General features: G+C 60.3%; 16 protein-coding genes. 9 read left to right on the forward strand and 7 right to left on the reverse strand.

Annotated features, from left to right (window positions below; genetic code table 11):
* Nucleotides 1-27: 27 nt before the first annotated feature.
* Nucleotides 28-528: a GNAT family N-acetyltransferase gene (locus QP324_RS03895; protein ID WP_284766863.1), complete on the reverse strand. Its 501-nt coding sequence runs from the start codon at nt 526-528 to the stop codon at nt 28-30.
* Between the two features lie 10 nt (nt 529-538).
* Nucleotides 539-1,033 carry a GNAT family N-acetyltransferase gene (locus QP324_RS03900; RefSeq protein ID WP_284814580.1) on the reverse strand — a complete coding sequence of 165 codons (495 nt, stop codon included), beginning with the start codon at nt 1,031-1,033 and terminating at the stop codon, nt 539-541.
* Here QP324_RS03900 and QP324_RS03905 point away from each other — a divergent pair.
* The 4 genes from QP324_RS03905 (at nt 1,032) to QP324_RS03920 (ending at nt 5,267) form a co-directional block, all read left to right on the forward strand.
* Complete coding sequence (locus QP324_RS03905) at nt 1,032-1,886, forward strand: TatD family hydrolase (RefSeq protein WP_239273874.1); 855 nt, start codon at nt 1,032-1,034, stop codon at nt 1,884-1,886. The genes QP324_RS03900 and QP324_RS03905 overlap by 2 nt on opposite strands.
* 285 nt (nt 1,887-2,171) lie before the next feature.
* Nucleotides 2,172-3,353, forward strand: coding sequence for a resuscitation-promoting factor (locus tag QP324_RS03910; protein WP_239273875.1), 1,182 nt, complete (start codon nt 2,172-2,174; stop codon nt 3,351-3,353).
* A gap of 72 nt (nt 3,354-3,425) precedes the next feature.
* Nucleotides 3,426-4,286, forward strand: coding sequence for a 16S rRNA (adenine(1518)-N(6)/adenine(1519)-N(6))-dimethyltransferase RsmA (rsmA, locus tag QP324_RS03915; RefSeq protein ID WP_284814581.1), 861 nt, complete (start codon nt 3,426-3,428; stop codon nt 4,284-4,286).
* Entirely contained in the window at nt 4,287-5,267 is a 981-nt protein-coding gene (locus tag QP324_RS03920; RefSeq protein WP_284814582.1) for a 4-(cytidine 5'-diphospho)-2-C-methyl-D-erythritol kinase, read from the forward strand.
* Here the strand turns inward: QP324_RS03920 and QP324_RS03925 are convergent, their stop codons facing one another.
* Nucleotides 5,268-6,605 (reverse strand): hypothetical protein, encoded by a 1,338-nt coding sequence (locus QP324_RS03925; RefSeq protein ID WP_284814583.1) that lies wholly within the window; start codon nt 6,603-6,605, stop codon nt 5,268-5,270.
* Nucleotides 6,606-6,697: 92 nt separating this feature from the next.
* Here QP324_RS03925 and QP324_RS03930 point away from each other — a divergent pair, with 92 nt between their 5' ends.
* Both QP324_RS03930 and QP324_RS03935 read left to right on the forward strand, forming a co-directional pair.
* Entirely contained in the window at nt 6,698-8,506 is a 1,809-nt protein-coding gene (locus QP324_RS03930; protein ID WP_225747284.1) for an ABC-F family ATP-binding cassette domain-containing protein, read from the forward strand.
* The gene (locus QP324_RS03935) at nt 8,473-10,206 is read left to right on the forward strand and encodes an alpha/beta hydrolase (protein ID WP_284814584.1); all 1,734 of its coding nucleotides are present in this window, start codon (nt 8,473-8,475) and stop codon (nt 10,204-10,206) included. Before QP324_RS03930 ends, QP324_RS03935 begins: the two co-directional genes overlap by 34 nt.
* On the opposite strand, the gene QP324_RS03940 is transcribed toward QP324_RS03935, so the two are convergent.
* Nucleotides 10,203-10,961 (reverse strand): AEC family transporter, encoded by a 759-nt coding sequence (locus tag QP324_RS03940; RefSeq protein WP_284814585.1) that lies wholly within the window; start codon nt 10,959-10,961, stop codon nt 10,203-10,205. The two genes, QP324_RS03935 and QP324_RS03940, sit on opposite strands and share 4 nt — an antisense overlap.
* Before the next feature lie 165 nt (nt 10,962-11,126).
* Here QP324_RS03940 and QP324_RS03945 point away from each other — a divergent pair, with 165 nt between their 5' ends.
* Together QP324_RS03945 and QP324_RS03950 are read left to right on the forward strand one after the other, a co-directional pair.
* On the forward strand, nt 11,127-11,717 hold the full coding sequence (locus tag QP324_RS03945; RefSeq protein ID WP_284814586.1) for a hypothetical protein: 591 nt from the start codon (nt 11,127-11,129) through the stop codon (nt 11,715-11,717).
* Between the two features lie 88 nt (nt 11,718-11,805).
* Nucleotides 11,806-12,129, forward strand: a complete 324-nt coding sequence (locus QP324_RS03950) for a putative quinol monooxygenase (RefSeq protein ID WP_225747280.1) — start codon at nt 11,806-11,808, stop codon at nt 12,127-12,129.
* Nucleotides 12,130-12,318: 189 nt separating this feature from the next.
* Here QP324_RS03950 and QP324_RS03955 read toward each other — a convergent pair whose 3' ends face one another.
* Together QP324_RS03955 and QP324_RS03960 are read right to left on the reverse strand one after the other, a co-directional pair.
* On the reverse strand, nt 12,319-16,071 hold the full coding sequence (locus QP324_RS03955; RefSeq protein ID WP_284814588.1) for an acyltransferase family protein: 3,753 nt from the start codon (nt 16,069-16,071) through the stop codon (nt 12,319-12,321).
* 120 nt (nt 16,072-16,191) lie between these two features.
* Nucleotides 16,192-17,034: an HAD family hydrolase gene (locus QP324_RS03960; RefSeq protein WP_284814589.1), complete on the reverse strand. Its 843-nt coding sequence runs from the start codon at nt 17,032-17,034 to the stop codon at nt 16,192-16,194.
* A 24-nt stretch (nt 17,035-17,058) separates the two neighbouring features.
* Here QP324_RS03960 and QP324_RS03965 point away from each other — a divergent pair, with 24 nt between their 5' ends.
* Nucleotides 17,059-18,102 (forward strand): 3-hydroxyisobutyryl-CoA hydrolase, encoded by a 1,044-nt coding sequence (locus tag QP324_RS03965; protein WP_284814591.1) that lies wholly within the window; start codon nt 17,059-17,061, stop codon nt 18,100-18,102.
* On the opposite strand, the gene QP324_RS03970 is transcribed toward QP324_RS03965, so the two are convergent.
* Nucleotides 18,079-19,254: a DUF6882 domain-containing protein gene (locus tag QP324_RS03970; RefSeq protein WP_284814593.1), complete on the reverse strand. Its 1,176-nt coding sequence runs from the start codon at nt 19,252-19,254 to the stop codon at nt 18,079-18,081. The two genes, QP324_RS03965 and QP324_RS03970, sit on opposite strands and share 24 nt — an antisense overlap.
* Nucleotides 19,255-19,269 lie beyond the last annotated feature (15 nt).

Consider the following 19,269-nt stretch of genomic DNA (forward strand, 5'->3'; position numbering starts at 1 on the left):
ACCCGAATCCTTGCCGGGAAGGGTGGTTTAGCGCTCGAAATCGCGCTGGAGGTGCACCAAGCCGAGGCGGACGCCATCCTTGGTATGGATATTTGGCATACGGCCGGTCTCGGTAAAGCCGAATTTCTTGTGCAGGGCAATAGAACCCTCGTTGGTATCGACGATATAGGTGATCATCGTCTGCACGTAGGCATCGTCGGCGGCAAAGTCCATGAGGGCGTCGAGAAGCTCGGAGCCCACGCCCTTGCCCTGAGCGGAGGGGGCAATGTAGACGGAATCTTCCACGGTGCCGTAATAGATGGCGGGGGTCACGAACTGGAAGTAGGCCGCCCAGCCAATGACCTCATCATCGTGCACGGCTACAAAGACCGGCGAGCCGGCCTGAAACATCTCCTTGAGCCACTCTTCGCGGTCAGAGACATCTTCTTGCCACGTGACCAGGTTAGCGGCGGGTTTCGCTGCGGAGCCGGCGTTGTAGATGGCGGTGAGCGCGGGGGCGTCGGCAAGCTCAGCAGGACGGATATGCATAGAAATTCCTTTACACCAGAAGTTGTAGGTGGGTGAGGCTCAACCAGTGATCGAACTTGTAGCAAACCTCTTTAAGAGTACCCACGTTTTCAAACCCGAACTTTTCATGCAACTTTAGTGATGCCGCATTGGTGGAAACGATGAGGGCGAGCAAGGAATGGACCTTATCATCGGCGCGGGCCGCATCTACCAAGGTGCCAAGCAACGCAGTGCCTACGCCCTGGCCCTGAGCGGCGGGGGAGAGATAGATGGTCGTCTCATAGCAGCCGGTCCACACCTGCGGATCGCGGTAAGGATGGTAGAGAGCCCACCCCAGGTAGGCGCCGGAATCGGACTCCGCGATGAGGCACGGGCAGCCCTCTTCCCAGATGTGGCGCAGGTAGGCTTCGCGCTCTGCGATGCTAGCCGGGGTCGTGCGGAAAATGACGTCGGTGTGCTCGATGGCCCAGTTGAGGGTCTCGGTCATGGCGGGCACATCCGCAAGGCCAGCGGGTCTGATCAACATGGCAGCCAATATTACAATTGCCTACATGGCTAAAAAGAAGCGACGTCCCACTCCCGTTCCAGCACCGGGCCTAAGCGGCCTCATCGATGCGCATACGCATCTGTTTTCTCACAAGGACACCGATGAGGTGCTGGTCAATCGCGCGCGTACCGCCGGTATTAGCCGCATGGTGACGGTGGGCGATGACCGCCGTGAATCGGCAGCGGCGCTGGCTACTGCACATTCCTTTCCGGATGTTTATGCCGCCTGTGCCATTCACCCAGTGCGCGCCAACGAGTTGGATGCACCCACCAAGGTGGCATTGGAGGAAATGGTGGCGGATCCGCGCTGCGTAGCGGTGGGAGAGACCGGCCTTGATGCTTACTGGGTGCAGCACGAGCCGGAGACCACCGCGACCATGGCCCAACAGGAGGAATCTCTGCGGTGGCATATTGATCTCGCGGTGCGCCATGGCAAGACTTTGATGATTCACAACCGCGAGGCGGATGCGGACTTAATGCGCATTCTTGCCGACGCCCCCTCACCCGACACCGTTATGCTGCACTGCTTTTCCTCGCCGCTGAAGGTAGCCGAGGAAGCCTTGGAGCGCGGCTACGTATTGTCCTTTGCCGGTAACGTCACCTTCAAGCGCAACGCCGAGCTGCGGCAGGCGGCGGCGAAGGCGCCGGCTGGCCAGCTTCTGGTGGAAACCGATGCGCCATATATGACGCCAGAGCCCTACCGGGGCCAGCGCAATGAACCGGCTCTTATTGGGCACACATATGAATGCATCGCTCGCGTTCGCCACCAGACGGTGCAGGCGTTAGCGGCGGAGGTAAACGACACTTTTGATCGCGTTTACGGCCTTCGCTAACGCCTAGGTGATGGTTTTCACAAAAATAAAACCCGCTGGTCAGACGTGGCGGGGGTGTTTGGTGTGGCGGTTGTGTGGCCAGTGAGGCGTGTGGTGGATTAGCCCTCGACTTTATCTTGCTGTTATCGTATCGTTATTAATCGTTCGTTTAGGTTCTAAGGTCGTGCAGCGCCACCCTCGGTGCGGCAGCAGCGGATCTGAGCAAGGGAATTGCCTGCGTGGACTTCTTTGCTGACCTAAACTCTTGTAATTGTTGAAACCTGCACTACCGGAGATTCATTCAGCATGTCACCTCATCAGATCAAGCGCCTCAATAACTCCCGCTCGCTGCCACTGCGTCTGGCAACGGGTGGCGTATTGGGCACCCTGGCCGTCGGCGGCGTGGTAGCCGTTGCGGCACAAAAGGACGTCACCGTGGACATCAACGGCGACAAGGTGGAGTTGGCTACCTTTGCCAAGGATGTCGACGGCGCGCTGGAGGCAGCCGGCGTGCAGGTGAGTGAGGAAGACATCGTCTCCCCGGCCCCGTCCGAATCCGTGGGTGATGGCGATGAGATTTCCGTGCGCACCGCCAAGCCGGTGGCCGTGACCATCGACGGTGTGCAGCAGCAGCTGTCCACCACCGACCTCACCGTTTCTGACCTGCTGGGTAACCTCAACGGCGTGGTCAAGGGTGCTTCTGTGAAGTCTGGCGATGCCGACGTGGACGAGGACGCCCAGCTGGAAGAGGGCATGGACCTTGAGGTTGTGTCCCCGAAGATCGTCAAGATTAATGATGGCGGCAAGGTAACCTACACCAAGATTGCCGCTAAGACCGTCGAGGACGTCCTCAAAGCCCGCAATATCGACGTTGATGACGATGACCGCGTCTTCCCGTCCAAGGAGACCAAGGTTACCGAAGGCATGTCCATCAAGGTGGACCAGGTTTCTACCACCGTTTATGACTCGGAAGAAGAGTTTGACGCCGAGCCCAACTTTGTCGATGACCCGGAGCTGGAAGAGGGCACCGAAGAGGTCCGCGAGGAAGGCGTTAAGGGCAAGCGTGTTATTACCCACAAGCTGGTAATGAAGGACGGCGCTAAGGAATCCAATGACGTCATCAAGGAAAAGGTGACCGTCGAGCCTAAGGCTGCCACCATTGCCCGCGGCACCAAGAAGTCCGAGGAGGAAAAGCCGGAGAAGGGTGGCAACTCCGGTGCTGCTGCTCCGGCGGTGGCAGATGGCTCCGTCTGGGATTCCATTGCACAGTGTGAGGCCACCGGTAACTGGGCTATTAATACTGGCAACGGCTTCTCCGGTGGTCTGCAGTTCACCCCATCCACCTGGGCAGCATTCGGCGGTACTGAGTATGCACCGGAGGCATGGCAGGCTTCCCGCGAGCAGCAGATTGCCGTGGCAGAAAAGGTGCAGGCAGCGCAAGGCTGGGGCGCATGGCCGGCATGTACTTCCAAGCTGGGCCTGCGCTAAACCGCAGCGCTTCTTGGCCGCACACCCACTGTGGTGTGCGGCCTTTTTGTCTCTTCTACTAAGTTAGAAGGCATGACTAATTCCACCGGCGCCGCGCTTTTGGGTCCCGTTGAGATCCGCGCCCTCGCGGAGAAGCTCGACATCGTGCCCACCAAGAAGTTGGGGCAGAACTTTCTGCATGACCCGAATACCATCCGGCGCATCGTCGCTGCGGCGGAGCTGGATCCCACAGATCGCGTCCTCGAGGTAGGCCCCGGACTGGGTTCGCTGACCCTTGGCTTGGTTGAGGCCGTGGGGGACGTGACCGCGGTGGAGATTGATTCCCGCCTGGCGGCGCAGCTGCCCGATACCGTGGCCGAGCGCGCCCCTGAATACGCGCAGCGCCTGCGCGTAGTGGAAAAGGACGCGTTGCGCGTAACGGATTTTGACGTCACGGAGCCGACTGCCCTCGTGGCCAACCTCCCGTATAACGTCGCTGTGCCGGTTCTGCTGCATTTGTTGGAGACATTTCCCTCCATTCGTCGCGTGCTGGTGATGGTCCAGCTGGAGGTGGCGGACCGTCTCGCCGCCCAGCCGGGCAGCAAGGTTTATGGCGTGCCCTCGGTCAAGGCGGGCTTTTATGGCAAGGTCTCCAAGGCAGGCACGATTGGCAAGAACGTCTTTTGGCCCGCGCCCAATATTGAATCCGGGCTGGTGCGCATCGATGTCTTTGAAAATGCTCCCTGGCCGATCACCGATGAGTCGCGGGCTAATGTCTGGCCGGTTATCGACGCCGCCTTTGCCCAACGCCGCAAGACCCTCCGCGCGGCATTGTCTGGCCACTTTGGTTCGGGTGCCGCGGCCGAGGAAGCGCTGCGAGCGGCGGATATCGATCCGAAGCAGCGCGGTGAAAAGCTTGCCGTAGAGGACTTCGTACGATTGGCAGGAATCTAAATGAGTGCACCGCTAGATAACGAACCATTCGTCTATACCGCGCGCGCTCACTCCAAGGTCAATATTCACCTCGGCGTGGAGGAACCGCGCGAGGATGGGTTCCATGAGCTCGCCAGTGTCTTTCAGTCTTTGGAGCTGCATGACACCGTGACGCTCACGGACTTGGGAAATCCCGAGGTGGATAAGCCGCGCATTCAAGGCTTAAAGGTTACGGGCCCTCATGCACAGGGCGTGCCAGAGGACTATACAAACTTGGCGTGGACCGCGGTTAACCGCATCATGCAGTACCTATACACCACCCATGGGCCGAAGGCGCTGCCGGAGGTAGCGCTGGAAATCCACAAAGCCATCCCTACCGCCGGAGGCATGGCGGGCGGCTCTGCTGATGCGGCCGCCGCGCTGCGCTTAGCCGAGCGCTGCTATGGCGGCTACTACAACATCGACTCGGTAGGTGAGCCGATTCTGGACGCGCTAGGCGCGGCGTTGGGCTCGGATGTTCCCTTTACCCTGTTGGGTGGCACCGCGCTCGGTACGGGGCGCGGCGAGCAGCTTACCCCGATGATGGCGCGCGGTACCTACCATTGGGCGCTCATCGCCTCGGACCGCGGGTTATCTACCCCGCAGGTCTTTCACAAGCTGGATGAAATGCGAGAAAAGGGTCGCGGCGGCGCGCCGCACATGGATACCGCGGCGGTATCGCAGGCGCTCATCTCAGGCGACCCGCACCGGGTGGCAGAGCACTTGCATAATGACCTGCAGCCGGCGGCGCTTTCCCTGCGCCCGGATCTGCGTAAGACGCTGGAGGCGGGTGTGGCCGCCGGAGCCCTCGCGGGCATTGTCTCCGGCAGTGGTCCGACCTGTGCCTTCCTCTGTGCTGGGGCAGAGGAGGCTAAGGAAGTGGTCTCCCAAGTGACGGTAGAGATTCCCGGAACCAAGGGTGTGGCTACCCATGGACCCGCCAGCGGCGCCGTGGTGCTGTAGCTAGAGCACCGTCATCTCGGTGGGCTCAATGTCGAGGTCGAAACGGTTGACTTCCTTTTCTTGGAGGAGGTCGATGACCACGAGCTGCTTCTTTTGGGCGTCGGTAATAAAGGCGTAGCCATCGGCAGCCTGCAGGATGGGCCCCGGCTGCTGCCATTCCTTATTTTCCTTCCACCTGGAGATGGCATCGATCTGCGAGGTGATTTCGCCGGAATCTGGGTCGATGATGTTGAGTTTGCCGTCGGTAGTGAGCACCAGTGCCTCGCCCAGCGGGCCGCGGGCCAGGGAGCGGAACCAATAGGAAGCATCGAGGTCAACCTTCTTCGCGGAAAAGTCCTTAGTATCCACCAGAGTTACGGAGGTGGGGCGCTCGAGTTCTGCATCCTCGTCGGTCTTATTATCGGCCAGAATGACATCGGATTCCTCCGAACCGGCAGCATTGCCCGAGCGCTGGTAGCCGCCTGCGCCGGCATAGGCGGAGGCGTCCACCTTGTGGAACTTTGTGCCATCGAAGATTACAGGGCCGTCCTCGCAGCCGAAGAAGATATTGCCGTTTCCAGCGGCGGCCTCGCCGTGCACGCCTGGGCACTCGGTGGTTTCAGTAAGGACCTTGCCCTCCTTATCCAGATGCTGGATAGTATGGCGTTCGTCCTCGGTTCCCTTGGTGATAACTACCGAGCCATCCTTCAGCGGTACAGCCACGCCGTGGTGTGCGGCGCCGGTGTCTACGGTATTGACCGGCTGGGCATCGTCTTTGCCAATGTCTTCGGTCTTGTAAATTTTCGCTACTCCATCGCCGTCTGAAAACAGTGCGGTAAAGCCGTCGTGGTGGACCACGTGGCCGGCATGGGGTGCGTTAATAGTGGCGTCGCCAAGCGAAGGCTCAGCGGTGTAGTAGTGGTTGTGATCGCCGTGGCCCTTGGTGATGCGCCCGGTGTCGTAGGTGAGGAAGCTATCGCCTTTGGTGACCATGACGTGGCGGTCGTCGCCGGCATCGCTCAGGCGCAGGAAGGCATTCATTTTGTCCTCGCCGATTACCTTGCCGGTCTTGGCGTCATAAGCTCGCAGACCCTCCGCGTGGGAAATGACAATGCGGGTGGGCAGCTGGGCTACCTCGGTCTCGCCCTCCTCGGCTTCGAAACCTTCGTGCGAGTGCCCGGCGTGGTCATGGCCGTGCTCATGCTCATGGTCGTGCTCGTGAGCGTGGTCCTCCTCGCTGTGCGCGTGGCCGTGGGAGTGCAGGGAGTCCTTTTCCTCTTCGGTGGGGGCGGAACAGGAGGTAATGGCTACTGCCGCGGCAGAGAGCACCGCGCAGAGGGAAAGTGTGTAATGCTTCATACATAGGCACACTATTGGACGTGAAAATCAATAGCAATAGGTTGGAGGAATGCGGGGGTATGTGCAGGGAGGTATTAAGATGGACACTCGTTATGGCAAACCTGATTAACCTCGAGCAAGTCAGCAAAACTTATGGATTAAAAACCCTCCTAGACGGGGTATCCCTAGGTGTGCAAAGCGGCGATCGCATCGGCATCGTCGGCGTTAATGGCGGTGGCAAAACCACCCTGCTGGAGGTGCTCACCGGCATCGAGCCGCCCGACGCCGGCCGCGTATCCCATACCTCTGATTTGCGCATGGCTGTGGTTACCCAGCGCTTTGACTTGCCCGATGAGCTGACCATCGCGCAAGTGATTATTGAGCCGCTGGAATTGGAGACCTATGAGTGGGCCTCCAATGCCAAGGTGCGCGATGTCTTGGGCGGGCTGGGCATTGTAGATCTTGGGCTCGATACTCCGGTGGGTTCGCTCTCCGGTGGCGAGCGCCGCCGCGTGAACCTGGCCGCCGCGCTAGTGCAGGATTTGGACCTCGTGGTGCTCGATGAGCCGACCAACCACCTCGACGTGGAAGGCGTGCAGTGGCTCGCGGACCACCTGCTCAAGCGCAACCTGGCCGTGGTCGTGGTTACTCACGATCGCTGGTTCCTCGATACCGTGGCCACGTGGACCTGGGAGGTACACGATGGCGTGGTCGATACCTACGAGGGTGGATACAACGATTGGACCTTTGCCCGCGCCGAGCGTGCCCGCCAGGCCGACGCCATGGAGCAGCGCCGCAAGAACCTCGCCCGCAAGGAGCTGGCCTGGCTGCGCCGCGGCGCACCGGCGCGTACCTCCAAGCCGCGCTACCGTATCGAGGCCGCTGAGGCGCTGATCGCTGACGTGCCGGAGCCACGCAATAAGGTCGAGCTCATGGCCTTTTCCAAGCAGCGCCAAGGCCGCGTGGTTATCGAGCTAGAGGATGCCACCGTGCAGTCCCCGGACGGTCGCACCTTGGTGGACCACCTCACCTGGCGCCTAGCCCCCGGCGAACGCATTGGTTTGGTGGGCGTTAATGGCTCTGGCAAAACCACCCTGCTGCGCACCTTGGCCGGCGAGTACGAGCTGGCGGCAGGCAAGCGCATCGAGGGTCAAACCGTGCGCCTCGGTTGGCTGCGCCAGGAACTCGATGACTTGGATCCGGAGCGCCGGCTTATCGACGCCGTCGAGGACGTCGCCACCTACGTTCAGCTTGGCAAAAAGGAGCTTTCCGCCTCCCAGCTGGCCGAGCGCCTGGGATTTTCCGCCAAGCGTCAACGCACTCCGGTAGGTGACCTCTCTGGTGGCGAGCGCCGCCGCTTGCAGCTGACCCGCGTACTGATGGCCGAGCCCAATGTGTTGTTGCTGGACGAGCCCACCAACGATCTCGATATCGATACCCTGCAGGAACTGGAGTCCCTCCTGGACTCCTGGCCTGGCACCATGGTGGTCATTTCGCACGATCGCTACCTCATTGAGCGCATCGCGGATAACACCTACGCGCTCTTTGGCGATGGCAAGCTCACCAACCTTCCCGGTGGCATCGACGAGTACCTGCGCAAGCGCGCCGCACTTGAGGCCCAGCAGAGTTCCGGTGTGCTCAACCTGGGAGAAAAGAAGGCAGACAACGCTGCACCGAAGCCAGAAAAGAAGCTCTCGTCCCAGCAAGAGCGCGAAATCACCAAGAAGATGAACGCCCTCGAGCGCAAGATGCACAAGCTGGAAAAGGCGGCCGCGCAGATTAATGAGAAAATGGCGACCGCCGCGGAAAAGGTTGATACCCAGGCCTTGACCGAATTGGACGGAGACTTAAAGGAAAACCGCAGCGCCTACGAGGAATTGGAGATGGAATGGCTGGAGTTGGGGGAGAAGCTCGAAGGGTAGAAGCCCGCATCGCCGATATTGTCAGCTACCTCGACCTGTGGGGCATTATCGGCGCCGCAGCGCTTTTTACCCTGGGGCTTACCCCATCCATTCTGCCGCGCGATTGGTTCTACCAAGGGCTCGTCTCCGGCATCGCCGCAGGACTGGGCTATACGCTGGGCATCGCCCTCAAGCTCGTGTGGTACCGGCTGGTGGTGCGCTATGTGGCGCCTCGGCATGCCTGGCTCGATGCCGCCACGTGGCCAGCTCGGCGCTACCGCCTAGCCTCCCGCATCGCCACCGCCGCTTTTGTGGTCTGGATGATAGGCTTTGCGGTCTTTGCCGTGCGGTGGCAACGCCAACTCGCAGACGCCCTGTCCGCACCGGCGCCCACCATTGCGAGCTATGTGCTGGTGGTTCCGCTGGCACTGGCGGTATTTACCGCCTTTCTTTTCCTCCTGCGCCTGCTGCGCTTTTGCGTGCGCTGGCTTTCCAGCCACTTTCCCCAGCGCTTCCGCGCCGCCTACCGCGTTGCGGGTGCGGTACTCATCGTGGCACTGGTGGGCACGTATACCGTGGAAAACCTCATCCCCGGCGCCATTGTGGGCGTGGGGGAGAGGATCTTTACCGCCCAAAATGCCGAGCCCGATCCCGCAACGCAGCGTCCCACGTCTGCTGAGCGCAGTGGCTCCCCAGACTCCCGCGTGGACTGGAATGGGGTAGGGCTGCAGGGCTCGCGTTTCCTCTCCTCCGGTGCGCACCGCGCGGAATTGGAAGAGGTTACCGGAAAGCCCGCTAAAGAACCCATTCGCGCCTATGCCGGCCTGGGCAATCGCGCCTCCAATGAGGAGCGAGCGCAGCTGCTTATCGATGAACTCGAGCGCACCCACGCCCAAGACCGCAAGGCGCTGCTGCTTATTATGACTACCGGAACCGGGTGGGTGTCTTCCTATTCCGCCCAAGCCTTCGAGCTGCTCTACGGCGGGGACACCGCCATCGCGGCCGCCCAATACTCTGCCATGCCCTCAGCCCTGCATTTCCTGTCCGGCGGTGGTCAGGTAGAACGCGCCGGGCAGGAGTTCATCAACCCTATCGTGGACTGGTGGAACGGGCTGCCGGAGGATAAACGCCCGAAGCTCTACCTCTACGGCGAATCCTTGGGCACCACGGGCATTGAGGCGGCCTTTTCCGGGGTGCGCGATATCGCCAATTCCGTCGACGGCATCCTATTGACGGGGCCGCCGCACTTTAATCGCCTGCGCACCCAGTTTGTGGAGCGCCGCGACCCTGGCTCTTCTGAGATAACTCCCGAATACGCCGGCGGCCTCGTCGTGCGCTTTGCCAACGATGACGCGCAGGTGCGCCAATGGGGCACGGTGCCAGAAGAGGAGTGGGGACGCACCCGCATGCTCTATATCCAACATCCCTCGGACCCGGTGGCCTGGTGGTCGCCACAGATGGCCTTTAAGGAGCCGGATTGGATGCGCGAGCGGACACCGTATTCTGCCGAGCGCGTAATGCAGTGGATGCCCCTCATCTCTTCCCTCCAAGTAGCCGCCGATCTGCCCGGCGCAAAGGACGTACCCGATGGGCACGGTCATAACTACGGTGCATCGGTGCTCGACGGCTTTGCCGCCATCGCTGGTCCAGACGTGGCGGGAGCCATTGACCCCGATGCGCTGCAGCGCGAATTTGCCGCGCTCGACGTCGGCATATACTAAGTGCGCTTTAGCCAAACCTCATAGGTGGCGGCATTGTTATACACGTTCTGTGCTGTAGAGAAGGCAGCCAGAATCAATGCCGCATATAACTCCACGCCGTCTAGCCCCAGCGCTGCGCCCACGGCCAGCGCGACAGCGGGCATGCCCACCAACTTCAATACCGTCGCGGTTAGGGTGGGCAGACGGTCCTCCTCCAATAGCCCCTCGCCCTTTAACGAGGCACCAAAGCTCATCAGGATCATAGGAATAGAGGCGCCACCCAATATCTCCAGCGGCTTCATCACCACATCCGGTACCTGCCACTGCGCCGCGGAGACAATAAATCCCGCCACCGCAGCTAACACCACCGGTGCGGTAATCCCTGCGAGTACGGAGTTCCATATCGATCGCAGGCTCGTACCCTGCGCATTGAGACCCGCGATGATAAACGGGGAGAGCACCGCCATCTGGAGAACCAATGCTGGGATGACGTAGGTGGCATCACCAATGGCATAGGTGGCAATGGGCAGGCCAATATTGACCGAGCTGTAGGAGCTCGCCGCCGCAGCGATCACGGCCACCACTGGGGACGCAAACGCGGAGGTATCGGATGTAGCCACACTGGAGAAAATGAGTGCCGGCGTGGCCGCCCAAAAGGCCGTTCGATTGAATTGCAAGCGCGCCTCGCCCTTGCCAATAACGCCCCTGTGGGCCAGCACAAACCCGACGCCGATGACTACGAAAATAATCGCAAACCCGGTCAATACGTCCAGCAACAGTCAACAACCTTTCGCAGTACTCCAAAAATGCGCGGTGAGGATATTGTCCCACCATCCGGATTTCCTCAAGAGCACAGGGACCATAACAAAGTTGTATCGAATCACCTGCGCAGCCCGGCAACTCCTTCCAGACTGCCGGCCACTTATGGCACGGTGGAGGGCATGAAGCTTTCTCACCGTGCAACCGTAGCCGCCCTGTCCACCGCTCTTGTCATTACTGGTACTTCTACCGTGGCCTCTGCGCAGCCGGCCTTGCCGCCGCAGATTCAGCAGGCTTCTTCGCAGGTTCAGCAGCTTTCTTCTGATCCTTTCGCCGCTGTGCAGGATTTCCGCCTCACCTTGCCACCGCAGGCCTATGAGCTGGCCGAGAAGTACGGTATCTCGCTGCCAGCATTCCTGGCCAAGCCGGCGGGCCACGCGCCTAAGGTCGCTGGTGAGTTGGGGGCCGCCACCACCGCCCACCTCGAGAAGGCTGGGCACCGCAAGGACGCTCACGCCACCGCCATCGCCCAGGAATGGGCCAACCAGGGTGCCGCCGGCAAGCTCGACTACAAGGGCGGGGTAGCCCACGGCCTGAATCACAAGGATGAAGGACAGGGTTCTGTTCACCGCCTCACCGAGCAGCAGGCACAAGACCGCCTGAACTGGTTCAACCGCGATGTTCCAGTCAATGCTGGTTCCCCACACGGCTTTGGCGTAGCAACTGCTTATGACGGAACCTACATCTACGTTGCGGAGTTCTTCCTCAACTAAACCGCATTCCACTAGCCCCGATTTCACCGCATTCGTGGTCTCCAACTGTGACGATGAAGAAGCTGCACGGTGCCGGTAGAATCGGGGCATGATTTTGATCAACGTACAGTTCCACGTTAAGCCCGAATACGCAGAGACCTTCCTCGATGAAATCAATTGGTACACCGAGGCCTGCAACGCAGAGCCGGGCTGCATCGACTTCAAGTGGTTCCGCGATCCGGAAGATCGTCAGCGCTTCCTTCTGCTGGAGTCCTACGCAGATGGCAAGGACGTAGAGCACGTCCAGAGCGAGCACTTCCAGCGCTCCTGCGAGGAATTCCCGAAGTACCTCGTGGAAACCCCGGACATCATTAACGTTCACATCGATGGCCGCACCGGTTGGGACAAGATGGGTGAATTCTCCGTCGATTAATCCCAACGAATAAAGCTCGCCCTCTACCGTGATGTAGGGGGCGAGCTTTATCTATGCCTAGGCGCACCAGCGCCCTTCGCGCTCACAGCGGATGCTGCTGCTAGCGGAGCACACCTTCCGGTGAGCGCGAAGGGCGGGAGGGAGGGAACTAGGCGCTTTCCGACGCCCCGCCCCGCGCCGGCCTGTGCTTTACTGCGGCACGCACTGAGAGGACACAGTCTTGTCGCCATTCGAGTACTGCTTTAGAGCATCGTAGAAGGCATCCGAGTACCCGCCGGTGCGTTCCGGCATTGGATGAACACCATCGGAGTAGAGGATCTCCGGGTTGCTCTGTGCATGTCCGCACCAGTCAGCGATATATACGTTGTCGTATTCCTTGGCTGCGTCGAGGACATCCTGTTGGGATTGGGCCATCCACTCACGGTCACCATAAGGAACAGCCATGACAACGGTGTGGTCTTCGCCGATGATATCCAGCGCTTCCTTGATCTGGTCTGGGAAGGCAGGGCCGTTAGTACCAAACCCGAGGAAGACGGTATCGCGCAGCTGACCAGAATCTTTAAGCTGCTGCAGAATCTGGATACCCGCAGTGTAGTGGCGGGATACATCTGCATCGACGTAAATCTGCGGGAAGCGCTGCTTGAGGGCGCCACTAGAAGCCAGCATCACCGAGTCGCCGACAGCGGTGATGTCTTTGCCCTGCGGCATCGGGCGGGTCTTCTTATCTTTCGTGGCAGCCTTATCGTCGTTGTCCGCAGCAGGCGGCTGTGGGGCAGTGTTGTTCGGCTGCGCCGGGGCATTGTTGCTGCTCTGGTTCTGCTGCTGAAGCTGCTCCAGCTGCTGTTCCAACTCGGTCTTATCGCTGGAATTGACAACGCCGTAGACTACGCCGGCTACAGAGGCAATGACCAAGAATGGGACTACCGGCCACATGGTCGTGCCAAAGCCATCGCGCAATTCGCTAAATCCTGGGCGGGAGGACCAGTAGGTCTTCCATGTCTTCTTATAGCCGCCGCGGCGGAACGGATTCTCAATGAACTGATAGGAAATCTCGGACAGGAGCAGCGAAATAGGCACGGCTACAAGGCCCAGGATCCACGATTTATCGGAGTTCTGGTTGCCCTCGAAAAGCGCCTTGAGCATCATGATGACCGGCCAGTGCCAGAGATACAGCGAGAAGGATCGCTGGCCAAACCAGCGCATGACCTTGGTCCTAAAGAGCGGGGTCATCGGGCCGTATTCGCGAACCACGCCCCACACCATCAGGACGCCAAGCACGCTAGTGAGGAAGAGCCCACCCCGGTAGGTGATCTCTGCGTCATCCGGCATGAGGAATAGCTGGACACCGTAGCCGATGAGCGCCACAGTGCCGATGATTCCGGCGATGCGCGATTCGGCTTTGCCTGCCGCTGCCCACGAATCCGCCTGCGGGTCGGACTTGGTAGAGGTCATCAGCAAAGACAGCACGGCGCCTGTGAGCAGGCCAAAAGCATGGGTATCGGTGCCGTAGTAGACGCGCGTCGGGTCTTCACCCGGCACGTAGATGAGCGCCATGGCCACGGCGGAACCGATAGCTAAGACTGCGGCTACGAGGATGGGAAGCCGGCGCGGCTTGCGGCGAGAAATCAGGAAAACGCCAGTGATAAGAAGTGGCCAGATGACATAGAACTGCTCCTCCACAGCCAACGACCAATAGTGGGCAAAGACCTGAATCTCATTGTCCGCAAAGTAGGACTGGGAGGTGGCGATCTGCGTCCAGTTGTTGACAAAGAATAGGGTGCCTAAGAACTGCTGGCGCAAGCCGACCGCTAGGTCCCCGCCTATCCATGCCACCAAAGCGGTACACATGACTAGGACGGATACTGCGGCTGGGAGGATGCGCCGGAATCGGCGCACCCAGAAGTCCTTCAAGCTGATTGTGCCGGAGGTACGGAATTCACGCACCAGCAAAGAGGTGATGAGGAATCCGGAGAGGACGAAGAAGAGGTCAACGCCCAAGTAACCACCGGGAAGCAGGGAAGGGAAGAAGTGGTACAGCACCACTGCAATAACTGCGAGGCCGCGCAGTCCATCCAGCCCCTTGACCTGGCGCAGGCGGGCGTGGCGCTTCTTCTTAACGACCTTGCTCTCTGGCGGCGTAGCCAGCGCTTCAGGGTCCTTGGCCTGCTTTTGTAGCGGATACTTAGACTTAGTATCTACCTGCGTGATCGAGGCTTTCTGTGATGCTGGCTTTTGCGCAGCTTGTTGTGGCTGGCGCGGTGCCGCCTTTGCCTGTGGCTTTTCAGGGGCTGGATGTTGCTCCTTCGACGGCTGTGCCTTCTCCCGCTTTTTCTCAGCGGCGGCAGCGGCGGCGGCCGTACCCGCTCCAGCTGCTACGGCGCCTGTCGCAGCGGACTTGTCTGCCTTTGCAGGCTTCGTCTTCGGAGCGGCTTGAGGCTCGGCCTTCTTCGGCTGGGGCGAACCAGGCTGTTGCTTTGCCTTGGGCTTTTGAGCGGCTCGCGACGGCTTTTGCTGGGCCGGGGTTGGAGTGCCCACCTGCTGCGATTTACGCGCCAATCCGCGACTGATATCGGAGGGCTTAACCTGCGGGCGGCGCTTGGTTACCTCCTTGGCATTGTCTTGAGGCGTCGCCTCCTTTGCCTTCGGCTGCGGCTGTTGTTTCTGTGCCTGTTGCTTGGGCAGTTTGCCCTTAGCGGGTGCGCCTTGCTGCGATTTCGGCTGGACTACCTTGTTTCCATTGTGAGCAGTCTGGCTTTGCGCCGCCCCAGCTTTCTCCTGGGAAGGTTTAGATGCAGTCTTTGGCGCAGCCACCTTCGGCTTGGGGGCAGAGGTGCCCTTCTTTGGCGCTGGAGCGCTAGGAGTCGAGACCTGTGGGGCAGCCTTCTGCTTTGCAGAGCCGGGAGTACGTGCTGATCCTTGGCCCTTGGACGGTTGCGAGGGCTTCGACGGCTGCGCGTTCTTCTTCGGCGTAGGTTGCGGCTGCGGTTGCTGCTTTGCCGATTTTGCCGGCACGCGCTTGGGGGAACGGGGGTTCTGTGCTTGCTGCTGGCCGGTGGCCGGCTTGGATTTAGCCGGCTGGGATTTCTGCGGCTTTGCCGGTTGCGGGGAAGCCTTCTTCGCGCTGGAAGAAGAGGACGGCTTGGGCGTCTGCTTCGGCTTCTGGGTAGTGGGTTGAGTCTGAGGTGCGGGCTTTACCGCGCCTTTCTGAGAGGGTTGGGTGTCAGGCTTCGCGGCCGGCTTCGGGGAAGTACTGCGGGTAGACGGAGTCTTTGGGGAGGACTTAGGCGGGGTGGTGCTAAAGCTTGCGCCGCGGCGTGGTCGCTGAACCGGTTCGTGTGCTTTGCGCTGTGGCTTCTTGTCCTGAGCAGGCGAGTCTTGTTGCTTTTTAACAGCTGTTTTGGGGGAGGATTCTGCCTTGTTTTGCTGTGTGGTGGATGGCTTGGTGGCAGAACCTTGGGCTGCAGGCTTGGTCATTGGCGCCTTGGCTGCAGGCGATGGCGAGGCGGACTTAGCCTGCTGCGGTTTTGCGGAAGTGGCCTTGCTTGCCTGGGATTTTTCAGTGCTGGGCTGAGTAGTGTCCTTAGCCGCGGGCTTGGCGGCAGGCTTCGCACTTTTCGACTTCGCAGCAGCAGGCTTGGATTCGGAAGCCTGTGCAGCCTTTGCCGGGGTGGGCTTGCGCGCAGGTGCCTGTTTAGCTTGGTTCTTGGACTCGCCGTCCTTAGCGGTGCGGTCCTGGGGCTTGCCCTTCGGCTCGGTGGATTGGGCACCCGTGGTGGATTCGGTGTTGGTCGAGTTCTGGCGCGCAGAATCCTTGTTTTTAGGGGTCTGGGGCGCACTGGTAGAGCCAGCTTTGGGCGGTACTGGCTGATAGACCGGTGTGCGTGGTTCGTTCGAACGCCCAGGTTTCTTCTTCCCCAGCAGTGAGCGCAAAATTTGCTTCACAAAAACTCCCAAAGCACTACGTATATTTTCTAAACGGACTATTTTAGCCTGCGCACCAGCACTTCTCCTCATGCAGGGGAGTAGCGGTGCGGCGCGCGGGGCGGAGGCGAAAATTCGAGTCTAAGACTCTTCGCTGTCAAAAAGCTGACGCAGAACTGTCATGACCCCATATTCGGTATTGGGTGGGGCGATGCGATCGGCGATTTCCTTCAACTTTGGGTGCGCATTTTCCATGGCGATCGCGGTGCCCGCCTCGCGGAGGAGCTCGTAGTCATTGAGGAAATCGCCAAAAGCTGCGGTACGAGGCATAGGAACCGAGAGGAGCTCGGCCATGGTTTGTAGTGCTACGCCCTTATTGACGCCAGCGGCCATGACATCGAGCCATACGGCGCCAGAAATGGCGATATTGTGTTCCGGTACGGCCGCAAGAAGGGGCTGGTGTAGGTGCTTTTCGCTGCCGTCGGCGCAGTAAGCGGCGATTTTGATGATGTCCGCATCCAGTAGTGCATCGAGGTTATCTACCCATTCCACTGACCTGTAGTACTTGGCAATCTCAGCACGGGCCTGTTTATTGGCGCCTTTGTGGACATAGGCGGTATCCGGCGTGCACAGCACTACGGTATGCGGGGTCTCGACAGACTGGAGTGCGGCCATGGCGGCGCGCACAGCTGCGCTGGGCAAGGTAGTGGCGCTAATGACGCGATTACCGTGGACGACCACGGAGCCATTTTCTGCAATGAAGGTGTCCTCGTGCGGAAACATCTCTTGCAGGGTGGCGAGCTGGCGGCCCGAGGCGGGTACTAGGGTGACGCCGAGCTGGTGGGCACGGGTGCTGATCGCGGCGAAATCTGGTGGAAGCTGGCCGTTGCCGTCCAGTAGGGTGCCGTCCATATCCAGGGCGATGAGCTGTGGGAGCAAAATTCCGAACCTATCTGTGAATTGGCTTATGGTGGATAGGTGCATGCGTTCTGTGTCACACTAGGGGCTATGACTACTGCTGCACCTATCGTTTCCTCAATCCGTAACCATACCGGAGTCATTGAACTCAACCGCCCCAAGGCTCTCAATTCCCTCACCCCGGAAATGATCCACCTCATTGCGGAGTCGCTGGCGCAGTGGCGCGCCAACGATGAGGTGGAACAGGTGCTGTTTACCTCGACTAGCCCCAAGGCATATTGCGCCGGCGGCGATGTTCGCTATGCCCGCGATGCGGTCAAGGAAGGCAAAGTGGATGAGGTGGATGCCTTCTTCGCCACCGAATACACGTTGAACGGTGATATCGCGGAGTATCCCAAGCCCATCGTGGCGCTCATCGATGGCATCGCTATGGGCGGCGGTCTGGGCATTTCTGCCCATGGGTCCCACCGCGTGGTTACGGAGAAAACCTTTGCCTCCATGCCAGAGATGAATATTGGCTATGTCACGGACGTGGGCATGGCCTATGCCGCCCAGCGTGCGGTGGGAACGCGCGGCAAGGCCTCGGCCGAGTTGGCGAAGTTCTGGGGGATTACCGGCTACCGCATGTATGCCGCAGACCTTGTGTGGAGCGGGCTGGCCACCCACTATGTGGCGGACGGCGAAGCCTTTGCTAGTGCGGTTATCGAGCAGGGACTAGCCACGGCGCTAGCCCAGCATGCCACCGCACCTAGCGGCGAGGCTGCCTTGGCCGAGCTTATCGACGCCATCGAGGACGCCTTTTCCCACGATACCTGGCAAGGCATCACCGCGGCCCTGGAAAAGTACCCAGAGCTTAAACAACTGGTAGACAAGCTGACCGCGCAGGCGTGCCCCACCTCCATTGTGGCGGCCATGGAGCTCTTCCGCGCCGAGCAGGAGTGCAGCAGCATCCGCGAAGCGCTAGATATGGAGACCAACCTGGGCGCTTATATGTACCGGCGTGGGGACTTTGCCGAGGGCGTGCGAGCGGTCTTGGTGGATAAAACCAACGATGCGGCATTTGAACCTGCCGCGCTTGCCGACGTCGATGTGGACGCCCTCCGCAACGCCCTACACGTCCACCCCGCGAAATGATCCATAGGCGGCGCGGGCGCGATCGGCGTTGATCCATGAGGGAGGGGCTACCGCCAAAGTAGCTTCGGTGGCGGCTGGCGTCGGCTCCGGGAGGTGCAGCTGTGGAGCATCGAGCAGGACGAGGCCCACGCGGGCGTCGGCAAGCGTAGTGCCCGCCAGCGTCCAGATCCCCAAAATGGGCAAAGCTAGGTGCGGTAGCTGGTGCTCGCGCGCCAGCGGAAGCGGAAGGTGCGGGCGCACCAGTTCGGGCACAGCCTCGTCGATGCCAAAGCGCGCTAGGTTTCTTGCCAACCGCGCCGCCGCGGTGTCTTTAAACACCGGATCTGCCCAGGCCCACGTGAACTCCTCGTCCGAAATGGTCGCGATAAGCACCGCGTTGGCCGCAATCTGCCCGCCGCAATAAGACACCGTGGCGGTGGCCTTATCCACATCGAGTTCTACCGTGGCATCTGGGAAGTTGCCCTGGAAAAACATCTGGTTTTCGGTGCTTAAGTAAAAGGCGTCCTCCAAGACGCGCGCGGCCGCCAAGCCCGGGGTGATGCTGGAAATCTTGTGTACCTCGGGGCTTGGCTGTTCAAAACGCACCGTGGTGCCATCAGAAAAATGCAGGTAAGGCTCTTCCGCGGTGGAATCCATGTCTAGGTAGCGGGCAAGTGCGAGGACCGGCCCTTTCTCATCCATGTCCGCGTTGCTGTGTTGGAGACCGCGCAGCAAGGTCTGGCGAAAGTCCAGGTAGGGATGGAAATCTACCGCAACGATGGCCACGTGCTCGCCCTGCTGGGCGCGCAGCACCGGCATATTTCCCACGATGAGGGAGGCATAAGCAACCATTCGGTCGACGTCTGTGCTGGCCGTACCTGACTGCGGAAGGTCACCATAGTGCGCGGTAGCAGCGGTAGTCCAGTGCCAAGTGCCTGCGGCGATGACGGCGAGACGCACGCCACGGAAATCAGAAACGTGCCGCGCGGAACTTATCCTCGCCTCCACTAGCTGATCGGTGACAAAGTTGCCTTTATCGTCAGTGGAGGGGCCGAGGAAATTAAATTCCACGTCGGTCGCCTCCCCGATGCGGTCTTGAAATGCGGCATTAACGCCCGCTTGAATGAAGCGGGCGTTTTGCGCGGTGCTCGATATAGGGGCTTTCTTATCCATAACTATTGCCGAGCA

It is taken from the genome of Corynebacterium sp. UMB0012 (assembly GCF_030216265.1).
Classification (GTDB): Bacteria; Actinomycetota; Actinomycetes; order Mycobacteriales; family Mycobacteriaceae; genus Corynebacterium.